Annotated in this window: 16 protein-coding genes and 1 other RNA gene; 2 read left to right on the plus strand and 15 right to left on the minus strand. The window is 66.6% G+C overall.

Features of this window, described 5'->3' with window-relative positions; translation table 11 throughout:
• Positions 1-10 precede the first annotated feature (10 nt).
• Positions 11-721 carry a metal-dependent transcriptional regulator gene (locus V7053_RS09065; RefSeq protein ID WP_334171952.1) on the plus strand — a complete coding sequence of 237 codons (711 nt, stop codon included), beginning with the start codon at positions 11-13 and terminating at the stop codon, positions 719-721.
• Positions 722-736: 15 nt separating this feature from the next.
• Here V7053_RS09065 and V7053_RS09070 read toward each other — a convergent pair whose 3' ends face one another.
• A complete protein-coding gene (locus tag V7053_RS09070; RefSeq protein WP_334171953.1) occupies positions 737-2,146 on the minus strand; it encodes an MFS transporter in 1,410 nt (469 codons plus the stop codon).
• Positions 2,147-2,345: 199 nt separating this feature from the next.
• Between V7053_RS09070 and V7053_RS09075 the strand changes: the two genes are divergently transcribed.
• A complete protein-coding gene (locus tag V7053_RS09075; protein WP_334171954.1) occupies positions 2,346-2,564 on the plus strand; it encodes a hypothetical protein in 219 nt (72 codons plus the stop codon).
• 61 nt (positions 2,565-2,625) lie between these two features.
• Here V7053_RS09075 and ssrA read toward each other — a convergent pair.
• The 14 genes from ssrA to V7053_RS09145 form a co-directional block, all read right to left on the minus strand.
• Positions 2,626-2,994, minus strand: a transfer-messenger RNA (tmRNA) gene (gene ssrA, locus V7053_RS09080).
• An 83-nt stretch (positions 2,995-3,077) separates the two neighbouring features.
• Positions 3,078-4,373, minus strand: coding sequence for a glycoside hydrolase family 3 N-terminal domain-containing protein (locus V7053_RS09085; protein ID WP_334171955.1), 1,296 nt, complete (start codon positions 4,371-4,373; stop codon positions 3,078-3,080).
• Positions 4,374-4,434: 61 nt separating this feature from the next.
• Positions 4,435-4,905 carry an SsrA-binding protein SmpB gene (smpB, locus tag V7053_RS09090; protein ID WP_334171956.1) on the minus strand — a complete coding sequence of 157 codons (471 nt, stop codon included), beginning with the start codon at positions 4,903-4,905 and terminating at the stop codon, positions 4,435-4,437.
• 85 nt (positions 4,906-4,990) lie between these two features.
• Positions 4,991-6,418 carry a peptidoglycan DD-metalloendopeptidase family protein gene (locus V7053_RS09095; protein ID WP_334171957.1) on the minus strand — a complete coding sequence of 476 codons (1,428 nt, stop codon included), beginning with the start codon at positions 6,416-6,418 and terminating at the stop codon, positions 4,991-4,993.
• A gap of 1 nt (position 6,419) precedes the next feature.
• Positions 6,420-7,334, minus strand: coding sequence for a permease-like cell division protein FtsX (gene ftsX / locus V7053_RS09100; protein ID WP_334171958.1), 915 nt, complete (start codon positions 7,332-7,334; stop codon positions 6,420-6,422).
• The gene (gene ftsE / locus V7053_RS09105) at positions 7,334-8,110 is read right to left on the minus strand and encodes a cell division ATP-binding protein FtsE (protein WP_334171959.1); all 777 of its coding nucleotides are present in this window, start codon (positions 8,108-8,110) and stop codon (positions 7,334-7,336) included. The genes ftsX and ftsE overlap by 1 nt, the downstream gene beginning before the upstream one ends.
• A 149-nt stretch (positions 8,111-8,259) precedes the next feature.
• Positions 8,260-9,378 (minus strand): peptide chain release factor 2, encoded by a 1,119-nt coding sequence (prfB, locus tag V7053_RS09110; protein WP_334171960.1) that lies wholly within the window; start codon positions 9,376-9,378, stop codon positions 8,260-8,262.
• Between the two features lie 24 nt (positions 9,379-9,402).
• Positions 9,403-9,873, minus strand: coding sequence for a pilus assembly protein TadG-related protein (locus V7053_RS09115; protein ID WP_334171961.1), 471 nt, complete (start codon positions 9,871-9,873; stop codon positions 9,403-9,405).
• The gene (locus V7053_RS09120) at positions 9,870-10,427 is read right to left on the minus strand and encodes a hypothetical protein (protein WP_334171962.1); all 558 of its coding nucleotides are present in this window, start codon (positions 10,425-10,427) and stop codon (positions 9,870-9,872) included. Before V7053_RS09120 ends, V7053_RS09115 begins: the two co-directional genes overlap by 4 nt.
• Entirely contained in the window at positions 10,411-10,812 is a 402-nt protein-coding gene (locus tag V7053_RS09125) for a TadE family protein (RefSeq protein ID WP_334171967.1), read from the minus strand. The genes V7053_RS09120 and V7053_RS09125 overlap by 17 nt, the downstream gene beginning before the upstream one ends.
• A gap of 7 nt (positions 10,813-10,819) precedes the next feature.
• The gene (locus tag V7053_RS09130; RefSeq protein WP_334171963.1) at positions 10,820-11,068 is read right to left on the minus strand and encodes a hypothetical protein; all 249 of its coding nucleotides are present in this window, start codon (positions 11,066-11,068) and stop codon (positions 10,820-10,822) included.
• Between the two features lie 103 nt (positions 11,069-11,171).
• Entirely contained in the window at positions 11,172-12,113 is a 942-nt protein-coding gene (locus V7053_RS09135; protein WP_334171964.1) for a type II secretion system F family protein, read from the minus strand.
• A complete protein-coding gene (locus tag V7053_RS09140; protein ID WP_334171965.1) occupies positions 12,110-12,961 on the minus strand; it encodes a type II secretion system F family protein in 852 nt (283 codons plus the stop codon). Before V7053_RS09140 ends, V7053_RS09135 begins: the two co-directional genes overlap by 4 nt.
• Positions 12,961-13,779, minus strand: an 819-nt coding sequence (locus tag V7053_RS09145; RefSeq protein WP_334171966.1) for a CpaF family protein, incomplete at its 5' end; no start/stop codon positions are given. The genes V7053_RS09140 and V7053_RS09145, both read right to left, overlap by 1 nt.

Raw genomic sequence — 13,779 nt, forward strand, 5'->3', positions numbered from 1 at the left:
GCTTGGAAGGGTGAAGAGCCAGCCATCCTCCTCGATCGAGGATTACGTGAAGGTGATCTACTCGTTCACGGAATGGCAGGACAAGCCCATCACGTCGTCCCAGCTCGCAGCGCGCCTCGGCGTCGCGAACTCGTCCGTCTCCGAGATGGTCCGCAAGCTCAAGGACCAAGGCCTCGTGGACCACCGCCCCTACGGTGCTGTCCGCCTCACGTCCGAGGGGGAACGCCTCGCCCTCACGATGGTGCGGCGCCACCGTCTTCTCGAAACGTTCCTCGTCCAGGAGCTCGGCTACCGCTGGGATGAGGTCCACGACGAGGCGGAACAGCTCGAGCACGCCGTGTCCGACACGTTCGTCGAAAGACTCGCCGAAAAGCTCGGGCACCCAGACCGGGACCCGCACGGAGACCCGATCCCGAGCCCGACCGGGCGCGTCGAGCACCCGCCGGCGCTCCCCCTCGGCGACCTTGACCCGGGCCACGAGGGCCTGATCACCCGGATCAGCGACGACGATCCCGAGATGCTGCGCTATCTCGCCCGAGAGCACATCGTGCTGGACACTGCGGTCCACGTGGTCCGTCGGAAGCCGTTCGGCGGTCCGCTCGTGGTCCGGATCGGGGCAGGGAGCAGCGCCCACGAATTCGACGTCCCCGACACGATCGCTTCGTCCCTGTGGGTCCACAGCCGGGTGCCACACGAGGGCTGCACACTCGAGCACGCCTGACACGCGTCGTCGCCGTCAGTCCCCGGTCTGGCTCGCCGCCTCGCCGGAAAGTCCCCCGTCCCCGAGGCCGGTTTCGCCGCGCGCCGGGTTGCGGATCCAGATGGCCGAGCTGACGGCGCTTGCTGCGAGAAGCAGGCCCGTGGCCAGCAAGCCTCGGCGGAACCCGGCGTCGTCCACCTTCCCGCCCATGATCCCGCCGGCCGCAGCAATGCACACGAGCGAGGCAATGCGGGCGACGGCGTTGTTCACCGCCGAGCCGATACCGGAATCCTCAGCCGGGACGGCCCCGAGAACGGCGGAGGTGAGGGGGGCGACCATGAGCGCAAGACCGAGGCCGAACAGCACGACGGGCGCAAGGATATCCCGCCAGTAATTCAGCGGCGGCACTTCGAACGCCATCCACGCGGACGAGCAAGCGGCCAGTGCGGGCCCAAGAGCCATGGGCAGCCGCGGCCCGATCCGGGCACCCAGACGTGCCGCCGTCGGCGACAGGAAGAGGAGGCACAGGGTCGCCGGCAGCAGCCCGAGCCCCGCCTCGAACGCGCGCAGCCCCATCCTCTGCTGCAGGTACAGGCCCAGCACGAAGAAGCTCATTCCCAAGCCTCCGTAGGCCCACAGGGTCGCCAGGTTGCCCGCGGCGAAGTTGCGCTCACGGAACAAACCGAGCGGGAGCATGGGCGACGCCGCGGTGTGCTGGCGGGCGACGAAGGCGACGCAACCCGCGACGCCGACGAGGAGACACCCGATCACCCAAGGGCTCCCCCACCCCGATGCACCCTGCTCGATCAGGCCGAGCACCAGGCCACCGAGGCCGACGACGGCCAGCGCCGCCCCGAGGGCGTCGAGCCGACCCGCGGGTTCCTGCCGGGGCGCCTCGCGGCGAAGAATCGTGAGCGGACGCCACATGAGAGCCGAGGGCACAATGTTGACGAGGAAGACGAGCCGCCACGTCGCAAGGTCGACGGCTGCTCCGCCCACGAACGGTGCGGCGACCGACGCGGCGGCCGTCCACGCGGTCCACTGCCCGATCATGCGGGCTCGCACTCCTCCCGCGGCGGACGCCATGATGAGCGCGAGTGCGCTGGGCGTCACGACCGCCGCGGCCGTGCCTTGGAGGACCCGCGCCCCCACCAGCATCCAGGCGTTCCACGACAGACCGCAGATGAGAGACGTCACCGCAAACGCGACGATCCCGATTTCAAGCAGTCGAGCACGTCCATAACGGTCCGCGACCGTGCCCGCCGCAAGGATCAGCGCGCCGAGGGTGAGGAGGTAGCCGTCCACGACCCACTGCTGAAATGCGAGCCCGCCGCCAAGCTCTCGGCCCATTGCCGGGAGCGCGAGGTTGACGGCGCTCCCGTCGAGGATCACCAGGCAGCTCGAGCAGACAGCGACGAACAGGACTCGGCGCTGGTTTTGGGTCATTGCCGTGGGTTCATTTCTGCCTGGCCGAGCCGTCGTCACAGCCTCATCCTGCTCCCGTCCGGTGCAGAGGTCGAGAGGCCGATCTCGGGCTTCCACGGTTCGACCGCCTTTCCAGCGGGTATACCCGGGCCGTGAGGAGGCGCAGGGGGTGGTTCGCACGAGTCCGGATCGGGTAAGCCGTAAGAGAAGGAGGAGAGCGATGAATTCTTCAGGCGGGGCATTCGTCACCCCGGTCTACGGCAGTGAGGGCCGCGCCTACCTCAGCATGTGCGATGGGCATCGCTACGGCGTGGTGTTCCCCGACAAGGAACAGGCGCGTGCATGCGCCGAGCAACACAACGTCTCCCATCACCACGGGCGCCCCCCTCGCTTCCGGGCCTTCGGGTTTCAGGACTTCACCGGCGAGCACCTCGCGTAGCCACGGCAGGGACGCTGGCAGCAGAAAACAAAACACCCCCGGTCCTGGGACCGGGGGTGGAATGTGGAGATGGGGGGAATTGAACCCCCGTCCGATGCGGCTTTGTCAGGGCTTCTCCGGGCGCAGTGCGCTTCGGGATTTCTCGGCCCCAGCCATCATGCACACAAGTGGCTGACCCGGGCCCAGTCATCTAAAAGTCCCAGCAGCCCCAATGACGAGGGCTACCAGCAGTGGCTATCTAATCGACGCCAGGATCCGGGACGATAGCGTTCCCGGGCTGACGGACTCGTTCGCTACTTAGGCAGCGAGAGCGAAGTCAGTGCGCTTAGAGTTGGCACTTATTGTTTTGCAGAGAGCGTTGACGAGATGACTCTGCATCCTCGGCCCGCTTCACCTGTCTCGACCAACACCGTCGAAACCGATCATCCCCTATTCGGTTGTCAAACCGCCGGACGCCTCTCGACGGCCGGAACAATCAGTATAGCGCTTCGTGCACGTCGGGTATTCCCGGCCTCAGTGGGGCAGGAGACCGGCCCGGTCCTTCGCCTCCAGCACCTCGAGAGCGGCGGCGTCCACCGTCTTGGCGAAGCCGGGATCGGAGCGCGCGCGGTCGACGATGCCCTGCCAAACCCTGGGCGCGAGAGTCTGGTCTGTGCAGAGGACCATGGTGCCTCCCGCGCCAAGGAAATCCACTCCCCGATGGTCCAGGAGGAAGCCCGAGACCTGCGTCGCGTCGCAGATGTCGTCCGAGACCACAATGCCCTGGAAGCCCAGATCCCCGCGCAGCATCCCCTGAATGACTGTCGGCGAGAAGACCGCGTAGTTGTTCGGGTCGATCGCCGGGTAGAACGCGTTCGAGAGCATGACCCACGGGACTCCCGCCCGAACCGCCTCGGCGAACGGCGCAACGTACGCATCATCCCGCGTGGTCACCGAATCGGTGACAGTCGTGTTGGTGTCAGTATTCGCAGTGACTCTGCCGAGCCCCGGGAAGTGCTTGGCGGTGGCCACCACGCCCGAATCCGCCATGCCCTGTGCGAAAGCGATGCCGTGCGCCGCGACAGCGTCGGGGCTGAACCCGAACTCGCGCTGATACTTCCCGATCGGGATGTTCTGGGGTGCGAAGGCAGCCGACGGCACCGTGTCCATCACGGGGGCGAAGTTGACGTCGACGCCGGCCGCGGCCAGTTCGCGCCCCCACTCGGCGGCGGAGGCCCGCAATTCATCAGGAGTCATCGATCCTTGCGCGAGAGCGGAGGGGATGTTCGAAAAGCCAGGGCCCCGGAGGATCTGGACTTGGCCGCCCTCCTGATCCGTGGCGACGAACGGAGCGACGCCCAGCGTAGCCGGGGTCACCTGGGCTCGCGCCGTCTGGACGACGCCACCCACGGCAGCAGCCCCCGCCGTCGTCCGCCCTTTGAGGAAGACATTGCCGATGTGGTCGCTGCCCAGCGCGGTGAGCGATGCCGCATCGAGGCCCGAGACCGGGACGCTTGTCATGACGACCTGCCCAGCCCGCTGTTCAAGGGTCATCGAAGCGAGCACCTGCTGGGCGCGGCTCTGCGGCGGAGGCGGCGGCGCGGACGACGGCGGAGAGCTGGGGCGCGTCGTCGTGCGGGACGAGGTCGGGGTTGGGCTCTGGGTCGGCGATTGCGTGCTCGGGGCCGGGAGGGACGACGACGGAGAGGCGGCGCTCGGCGTCGTCCTGGAAGCAACCAGGCCGGGAACAACGACGGCGGCGAGCCCGCCGAGAATGAGCACGACACTCGCGACGATCGCGATCAGCGCCCTACGGCTCAGCTGGGCCACGGTCCCTTCCTGTCGGCGTCGATTCGGCTTCGGCTATCCTGCCGTCGGTTCGGGACCCCGGTCAGCGCCGGTTGCGCGCCCGCATGGCCCGCAACGCCTCGCGGTTGTCCTGCTTTTCGCGGAGCGCCTGACGTTTGTCGTATTCCTTCTTGCCTCGCCCGAGCGCGATCTCAACCTTGGCGCGCCCCTCATTGAAGTAGACCTGCAGCGGGACAACGGTCAGGCCCTGCTCGTTGACCTTGTGCTCGATCTTGACGAGCTCCTCGCGGTGGAGCAGAAGCTTCCGGCGTCGGCGTGCCGAGTGATTGGTCCAGCTCCCCTGGGTGTATTCGGGGATGTTGACCCCCTCGAGCCAGAGCTCTCCGTTCGAGAACGTGCAGAACCCGTCGGTCAGCGAGATGTGGCCCTCACGGAGGGACTTGACCTCGGTGCCCATGAGCACGAGCCCGGCCTCCCACGTGTCGAGGATGTGGTAGTCGTGCCGGGCCTTGCGGTTGGTCGCTACTGCCTTCCGGCCGGTTTCCTTGGGCACGCCTGTCCCTCCTTCGCTGGGCTCGGGTTCGGGTCGATCTGGAGCCGACGGCTCCCGGAGACCTCAGAATTCTATCGCAGCGTGCCTACAGGATGCTGAGCGGGTTGACCGGCGATCCGTTGAGCCACGTCTCGAAGTGGGCATGGCAACCCGTGGAGTTTCCCGTGCTGCCCGAGTAGGCGATGAGTTGGCCCTGGCTGACCGACTGCCCCGGCGAGACCACCACGCTCGAGTTGTGATAGTAGACGGTCGTGAGGGCATTCCCCTGAACCACGCCGTGGGAGATCATCACCGTCCATCCCCCACCGCCGTTCGTCCATCCGCCCACGGTCACAGTTCCGCTGGCCGCCGCGTACACGGGCGTGCCGCAGGTCACCCCGAAGTCGATGCCGGTGTGCATGTAACCGCCGGTGCCCAGGAAGTCGATCGTTCCGGGCGGCGTCGGCCGCCACCCGAATCCCGAGGTGATGGGCGGGTTTCCTGCGAACGGGTAGCGAAGGCCGAAGGCCGACGGCGAGCCTACCTGAACGGCTTGGTCGCGCACGGACTGTGCCGCGGCGTCGGCGGCCGAATTGTTCTGGCCCGCGGCGAGCGCGGCCGCCCGTGCCTCTGCCGCCCGCTGCTCGGCAAGCCTGCGTTGCTCGGCCTCCCACGCCTCGCGCAGTCGCCGGTCACGTTCTGCGATCTGCGCGGCAATCTGGTCCTGTTGCCGCTTGACGTCGGCCATCTGCTGCTGAATAGCCGGCCGCTGTGCTTCGAGTTCAGTGTTGAGGCGATCCGTATCGGAGACGAGCTTGTCCACGGCAGCCTTCTTCGACGCGGCGTCGTCGCGGGCCGCCTGCTCCCGTTGGAGCGCTTGGTCCGCCTGGGACTTCAGGTCCTGAATCTGACTCTCCACCGCAGCGAGACGCGCTTCGGAATTGACGTTGGCGGCCGTCTGCTGCGAAAGCCGCTCGAGGGCGGCGTTCTGGCTCCGCAGCGCCTGATCGGCGAGGTCAATGCTTCCGGTCAGGCTTCCGCCTCCCGCGTCGCCGAAGATCAGGCTCAGGTCGGAAGGAACCCCGCCTGCCTTGTAGGCCTGGGTGGCGATCTGTCCGATGAGCTTCTTCGTCTGCGCGGCCTGACCTCGATCGTCGGCGATCTGCTGTGTGATCTTTGCCTTGTCCTGCTGCGCCGCTTCGACTCGAACGGCGAGGGCTCCCGCCTCCTTGGTCGCCGACGCAACCCGCCCTTGCGCATCGACGAGGGCCTGCTGCGCGCCCGGAAGCTGGGCCCGGTAGTTCGCGAGATCGGAAGCCGACTGGGCGATCCGTCCATCGAGGAATTCCAATGACGATTCCACCTGCTCAGCCTGCTGCGCGAGCTGGGCCTTCTGATCGTCGAGGTCATCTGCCCGCGCTGCCCCAGAGGCCACGAGGGTCAAGGCAAGCGAAACAGCGGCGACCGCGGCCGGTCCGCGGAATGCTACCGCGGCCCCTTTCCGACCGGCGTCAGTGGTGCGAGTGGTCGGCATGTCACACCTTCAGATAGCGGCGGAGCGTCAGCATGGATGACACGCCCGCGAGCACGACCCCCAGTCCGACCAAGAGCGGAGACAGCATGAGCGCCTGACCCGGCGAGATGAACGCGGTATCCGGGTACTGTTTGGCGAGGACATCACCGAGGAAGAACTTCGCCACCGCCCATACCGTCGCGGAGGCGAGCACGGCTCCCACGACGGCCGCGATCACCCCCTCGAGGACGAAGGGCAGTTGAATCACGAGCTTCGACGCCCCCACGAGCCGCATGATCCCGGTCTCCCGGCGTCTGCTGAAGGCGGAGAGTCTGATCGTTGTGCCGATCAGCAGGATCGCGCACACGATCATGACCGCGGCGATGACGATCGCCACCACGGACGCGCCGTTCATGACCGAGAAGAGCTTCTCCAACAACTGTCTCTGGTCGATCACCGTTTCGACCCCAGGACGCGACGAGAACGTCTCGCTGATGATCTGGTACTTCTGCGGGTCCTTGAGATTGATCCGGAACGACGAAGGCAACTGGTCCGGCGTCACCGAATCGACGATCGGCGAATTCGCGAACTGTTCTTTGAAGTGCTGGTACGCCTCAGACTGCGACTCGTAGTGGTAGTCGTTGATGTACTGGGCCACGGCGGGCGAATCCAGAAGGGCTTGGATTGCCTTCTGCTGGTCGGGCGTCACCGGGCCGCTCGCGCAGCCGGCGGAGCTGGATCCCGGTCCGCACAGGAAGATCGCGACCTGGACTCGGTCGTACCAGTAGCCCTTCATCTGGTTGATCTGGAGCTGGAGGATCCCGGCCGCACCGACGAACGTGAGCGACACGAACGTCACGAGGATGACGGAGACGACCATGGACAGGTTGCGGCGCAAGCCGCTCGTGATCTCGCCGAGAATGAACGCGAGGCGCATCAGATCTCCTCCTCGCCCACACCCGAAGGGGACGAAACGCTATGGCGGTCCTCGGCCGGCTCCCCCAGCCGAGGCGGACGTACGGCTGGCATCATCGAGGTGTAGAGGGCCTTCGCCTCGTCCCGGAGGATGCGGCCAGCCCCGAGCTCGATGACTCGCTTGCGCATCGAGTTGACGATGTCGTCGTCGTGCGTTGCCATGACGACGGTGGTGCCGTTCTGGTTGATCTTGTCGAGCACCTGCATGATGCCCTGTGAAGTGGTGGGGTCAAGGTTTCCGGTCGGCTCGTCGGCGAGCAGAATGCCGGGTCGGTTGACGACAGCACGGGCGATGGCAACGCGCTGCTGCTCGCCGCCTGAGAGTTCGTGCGGCATGCGGTGGCCCATGCCCTCGAGCCCGACCGTCTTGAGCACTTCGGGGACGGTCTCGCGGATGACACTCCGGTTCTTTCCAATGACCTGCATGGCGAAGGCAACGTTGGCGAACACCGTCTTCTGGGGCAGGAGCCGGAAGTCCTGGAAGACGACGCCGATCCCCCTCCGGAGGCGTGGAACCCGCCAGCTGGAGAGCTTCGCGACGTTCTGGCCCGCAACGAAAACGGCGCCCGAGGTGGCCCGATCCTCGCGGAGCACGAGACGGAGAAAGGTCGACTTGCCGGAGCCGGACGGGCCGACGAGGAATGCGAATTCGCCGCGCTGGACCTCGATCGAGACCGAGTCGAGCGCTGGCCTGGCCTTCTTGTCGTAGACCATCGTGACGTTGTCGAAGCGGATCATGGCACTTCCGGCCCGGCTTGGATGCAGAACATCCAGCACCCGGCGCACGGGCAGGGCTCGGGGACGGAGAGCGCCGGCTGCTCGACTATAAGCACGCGTCCGGCCTCCGGCGTCCTGTTGAGGCGGCGTGTCGCCGGAGCGCTTGAGAACTAGCTCTCGGCGAGCTGCCGCTGTGATGCACGCCAGCGAATGCCGGCGTCGATGAAGTCGTCGATATCGCCGTCCAGCACCGCTGCGGGGTTCCCCACCTCATGCTCGGTGCGCAGGTCCTTGACCATCTGGTAGGGGTTCAGAACGTAGGAACGCATCTGGTCACCCCAGGACGCCTTCACGTCGCCGGCGAGCGCCTTCTTCTCGGCGTCCTCCTGCTCCTTCTTCAGGAGCAGGAGCCGAGACTGAAGGACGCGCAGGGCAGCGGCGCGGTTCTGGATCTGCGACTTCTCGTTCTGCATCGAGACGACGATGCCGGTCGGGATGTGGGTGAGGCGGACAGCAGAGTCTGTCGTGTTGACCGATTGGCCACCGGGACCGGACGAACGGAAGACGTCGACCCGGATCTCATTGTCCGGAATCTCGATCGAGTCGGTCTGCTCGATGAGCGGAATGACCTCGACGGCCGCGAACGACGTCTGGCGGCGGCCTTGGTTGTCGAACGGGCTGATGCGCACCAGTCGGTGGGTGCCCGCCTCGACCGAGAGGGTGCCGTAGGCGAACGGCGCGTTGACCTCGAACGTGGCGGACTTGATCCCCGCTTCTTCCGCGTAGGAGGTATCCATCACTTTCGTCGCGTAACCCCTCCGCTCGGCCCACCGGAGGTACATCCGCATGAGCATCTCCGCGAAGTCGGCGGCGTCGACGCCGCCGGCGCCCGACCGGATGGTGACGACGGCCTCCCGTTCGTCATACTCGCCATTGAGCAGAGTCACGACCTCGAGCTCCTCGAGCGACTTCCTGATCGACTCGAGTTCCTTGACCGCCTCGGCCAGGGAGTCGGGGTCGGCCTCCTCGTGGGCGAGCTCGACGAGCACCTCGAGGTCGTCGATGCGCGTTCCGAGCTTCTCTACGCGTTCGAGTTCCGACTGGCGGTGAGACAGGCGGGACGTCACCTGCTGGGCCTTGGCGGGGTCGTCCCAAAGGTCGGGTGCCCCGGCAGCTTCGCTGAGCTCGGCGATCTCCTGGCGCAGCGCGTCCACATCCGTCACCTGCTCGATGGAATCGTGGGTACTCCGGAGGGCCCGGATTTCTGCGGGAAAATCGATCTCAGCCATATCCCTCCAAGGTTACGCCATCGCTCACCGGCTGAGCCGCGCGCGTGCGGTAGACGTCGCCTCTATGCGAAGCCCTTCAGGAAGAAGAATGCTGACGACGGGAAACCGGACGACGGCGCTGAGGGTCACGCGCGCGCTGCGGCCGTCCGGCGAACCAGTGGCGCTGCCAAGGCTGAAGCCTTCGAATCGCTGCTCAGCCCCGCTTTCGTCCAAGAAGGCGACCGCGGCACCGCGGACGCGTTCGGACCTCAGGAGCGCCTCAGGGGGCCCGGTGCTGCCAACGACATCCCCGAACGTAAAGCTGTCCGCAGCCGCTTGAGCCGCGCCGTCCGCGACAGACAGCAGCCGCTGGCGCTCTACGTGCACTGCGGAGGCTCCCACGACGATCGATGCGACCAGAAGGCACAGTGTGGCGTAGCCAGCGATCAGGAGCAGGATCTGGCCGGCTTCCTCGTCCCCCTTCGAGCGACCGTCTCTCCGCGGAGCGGGACTCACCTGTACCTCCCGATCTTCTGAGTTGCGGTGGCTTCCACCCGTCCCGCCGTGAGCCCCGTCCGCCCCCACGCCGGGGCGAGCGGGAGCGGCGCTTCGATCTCCACCGTCACGGTGACCGCGCTTCCCGCCGCGAGGCAATCAGCCGGGCTGCACGTCACCACCGTCGTGACCCTCCCCGGTTCCATCCCGAAATCCGAGACGGCGACGCGAACGGCTTCCTCCACCCGCGTCCTCCCTGAGGTGGCATCCGGCGCAGCGGCAAACACCTTGGCCGCATGATCGGCGGCGCCGACGGCGGCATACGTCGCAGCCTGCAGGACTCCCATGGTCACCACGAAGTAGACCACCGGCACGAGCAGCAGGGCGCCCAGAACAACGAATTCGACGACGGCACTCCCCTTTTCGTGGTCTGCACGTTGGGTGCCGAGCCCGACGCCGTCGCCAGGCCGGAGCTTAACGGCGCCGGCTTTAGCCTGGGCCGCGCGAGTGATGCGCGCCCGGTTCGGAACCCGCACCCGGTTCGGGACGCGGACCCGATTACGGCACGGGCGCATGACCAGCCACTTCAAGGACACCCGATGGGCCCGCGAAACCGACAATCGGCAAGGGCGCGCGCATCCGGACCTCAAGCAACGAGGTTCCAGCCTCCGAAATCACGTGCGCGGCGGTCACGTCCGACGCGAAGGAAGGCCCGAGCGCCGCCGTCGCGAGCTCCGCGGCACGTCCCCTCGCATCCGGGAGTCCGCGATCCGCGAGCGCGCCATACCGCGCCCCCGAGGCGGCAGCGTCGACCAGGGTGTTCCGTACGTGAAGCACGAGCGTCAGCTGCACGATAGCGAGGAACAGGACGGTCAGAAAGCCGCCCACCAGCACGAAATCGGCCGGAGCCGACCCAGCGTCTGACCGCCCCGGGTCCCGGCGGCGGCACCGAACGCGCATCATGCGTCTACTTGCTCACCTTGCTGATCGCCTGCTGAAACAGGCCTTCGAGGGCAGGCGCGGCAATGGCCAGAAGACCCATGACCAATACAGCGCTCATCAGCGTGATCATCACCCAGCCAGGCACGTCGCCCCGTTCATGTTCGGAGCCGCGAGCTTCCCCACGATTGCTGCCCGGAACCTCGTTGGTCACGATCGTGGCCCAGAGGCCGAGCGTCCTCGCCGCGCCGACAAGCCGCCCTGCGATGATGTTCATGATTCCCCTTTTCCTTTGCTGCATGTGCTGCATGACGTTTCCCTTTGCTGCATGGCGTTGCGTGGAAGTCTGATTCGGCTGTCGGGAGGCCGTGAACGGTTTGTCATGGCCCGAGGGCGATGCTGGCGAACCCTGGGAAGACCGCGAACAGGATGGTCAGCGGGAGGATTCCAAAGACAAGCGGGACCATCATGCCGATTTCCTTACGACCTGCTGCCTCCATGAGGTCTCGTTTCGCTGCGTCGCGGACATCTTGTGCTTGTGCTCGAAGCACCTCGGCAAGAGGGGTGCCCCGTTCGATCGCCACGACGAGGCCGTCGACGAACCGCGAAATCGGTGCGAGTTCGAGCCGATGGGCCATCGATCGCAGCGCCGCAACGAGCGCGGTGCCAGCCTGCGCATCAGCAACGACCTTTGAGAACTCCTGGCCCAGCGCTCCCGCCGAGAGCCGTGCGAGTCGATCTAGCGCGCCCGCGGCCGTCTCTCCCGCCCCGACCGCGAGGGCCAACATGTCCGCGATGGCCGGGAACTCCGCAAGGATGCGTTGGCGCCTTCTGCGCACCGCGGCTTTGAGGACCAGGTCCCTGCCCAGGGCTCCGGCGGCACCCGCCGCCAGAGACAGCCCCACCGCGAGCGGAGCGGAGATCCGGCCAGTTGAAGCGCTGGCGATCGCCAGAACGGACGCCACCGCGAATGCCAGGCCCCCGCAAAGGATCTGTTCGGACCGGAACTCGACGGCGCTTCTCGACGAACCCGCTTGGGCAAGTCGCCTTTCGAGACGCGCCTTGCCCTCGCCGAGGCCGGATATCGAAGTGGCCGCCTCCGCGAGGACCGGTCTGAGGATGCGCTCGAGCGCGCCGAAAGGCGCCGGGACGCCGCGATCTCGTCGCAGCAGACGTGACGACGCATCGACCGACCGCAACTGTGGGGCGATGCGTTCCGCGAGCGTTGTGCGGCGCACCCCAGGAATCCGAATGCACGTAATCCACAGCCCGGCACCGAGGAGTGCCCCACTCACCGCGGCGAGTCCCATCGTCGGGGTCATCGGAGGATCCGCTCTTCGGCCGGAAGGGCGCCGATCCGGAGCATGAGGCGGTAGCAGACGAACGAGACGACGAGGCCGCCGGCCAGGACCAAGAGCCCGACAGGGCGCGCGTATGCTGCCATCGCCTCTGGCCGCGCGGCGAGAAGCAGAAGAACCGCCCACGGAGCCGCCACCGCGAGACGGGCACCGTTGACCGTCCACGACTGCCGCGCCTCGAGTTCGCTCCTGGTCCGAAGGTTCTCGCGGAGGCACTCGCTCAGCGTCGAGAGGAGGCGACCGAAATCAGAACCTCCGACCGCGCGCGTCAAGCGCAGGGCTTCGATGATCCGATCCGCGACAGGGTCAGCAAGGCTGTCCTTCAGACGGTCGAGCGAGTCGCTGAAACTGCCTCCTGACCGGAAGTCGGCCGCAAAAGCCACGAAGACCGGACGCAAGAGCTCGGGCCCCTTATCGCCTAATTGCATGAGTGCTTCCGGGAGTGAGAGACCCGCGCGGATGGCTGACCGCAAGTGGTCCACGGCATCGGGCCAGACCTCCCGGAGCGCGCGAGCTCGCCGCTTGGCCTGCCATAGCACAAGGGTGAACGGCATGCTGGAGGCGAACAAACCGAAGCACAGACCGATCGGCCAGGTGGTTGCCCCGGTGATGAGAACGGCGACGAGAGATCCAAGGCCGAACGAGGCCCCGGCCAGCCGCGCGGGAGACAGGTTGTCGATCCCAGCCTGGCGCAGTATTTGCTCGGTCCTCCTGGGCCTAGCCGAGCCCTTCTTCACCCGTCGGGGCTCCCAGCACGCGCGCCACACGAGGAATAGGCCAAGGCCGCCGATAAGACCGAGTGCCGGTGCCATCAGGCGGCGTCCAACGAGGCCGCGTCGATCCCGGCCCTTGCGAACTTGGCTGCTTTCGGCAAGCCGGTTCCGGACGGGCGAAGCAGTCCTTCCAGGCGAGCAAAGACTGAGGACGCCTCGATCAGGCCGTTTTCAACCCTCTCGCCCAGCGCAAGAATTTCGGCAACCTGGCGGTGTCCATCGGGAGCGCGCGTGCAGTGCACGACGAGGTCGATGCAGGCGGCGACCGTGGGCACGATGAACTCAGAGGAGATGTTAGAGCCCGCTAGAAGAGGCAGGGTGCAGAGCTTGGTGACGGCATTGCGAGCCGAATTGGCATGAATCGTACACATCCCAGGCAGCCCTGCGTTCAGTGCGATGAGCATGTCCAGGCTCTCCGCCTCCCGCACTTCCCCGACCACGAGTCGGTCGGGGCGCATGCGCAGGGCCTCCTTCACGAGGCGTCGGAGAGGTATCTCGCCCGTCCCTTCAAGGTTGGCCTGACGGCATTGAAGACCCACGACGTCCCGGAGCGGGAAGCGAAGCTCGAAGATCTCCTCGACCGTTACAACCCGCTCGCCGGCCCGGATGGAGGCTCCGAGACAATTGAGCATCGTCGTCTTGCCAGCCTGAGTCGCGCCAGAGACAAGGATGTTGAGGCCCCCGGAAACGGCGGCAGCAAGGAACTGGGCAGCGTGGTGGGTCAATGAACCGAGTTCGACGAGATGTTCCAGACGCGAGGCGCGAGCAACGAACTTTCGTATGTTGACCGCCCAGTGTCGCCGGGTCACATCGGGGATGACCACATGAAGGCGCGACCCGTCGGGCAATGCTGCATC

Source organism: Sinomonas sp. (assembly GCF_036848755.1).
Lineage (GTDB): Bacteria > Actinomycetota > Actinomycetes > Actinomycetales > Micrococcaceae > Sinomonas.

Excerpts from the sequence above, each read along its gene's own strand:
- V7053_RS09125 (WP_334171967.1), bottom strand. The coding sequence starts at position 10,812 with ATGCGCGTTCGGTGCCGCCGCCGGGACCCGGGGCGGTCAGACGCTGGG.
- ftsX (WP_334171958.1), bottom strand. The coding sequence starts at position 7,334 with ATGCGCCTCGCGTTCATTCTCGGCGAGATCACGAGCGGCTTGCGCCGC.
- V7053_RS09140 (WP_334171965.1), bottom strand. The coding sequence starts at position 12,961 with ATGGCACCGGCACTCGGTCTTATCGGCGGCCTTGGCCTATTCCTCGTG.
- V7053_RS09120 (WP_334171962.1), bottom strand. The coding sequence starts at position 10,427 with ATGCGCCCGTGCCGTAATCGGGTCCGCGTCCCGAACCGGGTGCGGGTT.
- V7053_RS09130 (WP_334171963.1), bottom strand. The coding sequence starts at position 11,068 with ATGAACATCATCGCAGGGCGGCTTGTCGGCGCGGCGAGGACGCTCGGC.
- V7053_RS09135 (WP_334171964.1), bottom strand. The coding sequence starts at position 12,113 with ATGACCCCGACGATGGGACTCGCCGCGGTGAGTGGGGCACTCCTCGGT.
- V7053_RS09070 (WP_334171953.1), bottom strand. The coding sequence starts at position 2,146 with ATGACCCAAAACCAGCGCCGAGTCCTGTTCGTCGCTGTCTGCTCGAGC.
- V7053_RS09095 (WP_334171957.1), bottom strand. The coding sequence starts at position 6,418 with ATGCCGACCACTCGCACCACTGACGCCGGTCGGAAAGGGGCCGCGGTA.
- ftsE (WP_334171959.1), bottom strand. The coding sequence starts at position 8,110 with ATGATCCGCTTCGACAACGTCACGATGGTCTACGACAAGAAGGCCAGG.
- prfB (WP_334171960.1), bottom strand. The coding sequence starts at position 9,378 with ATGGCTGAGATCGATTTTCCCGCAGAAATCCGGGCCCTCCGGAGTACC.
- V7053_RS09075 (WP_334171954.1), top strand. The coding sequence starts at position 2,346 with ATGAATTCTTCAGGCGGGGCATTCGTCACCCCGGTCTACGGCAGTGAG.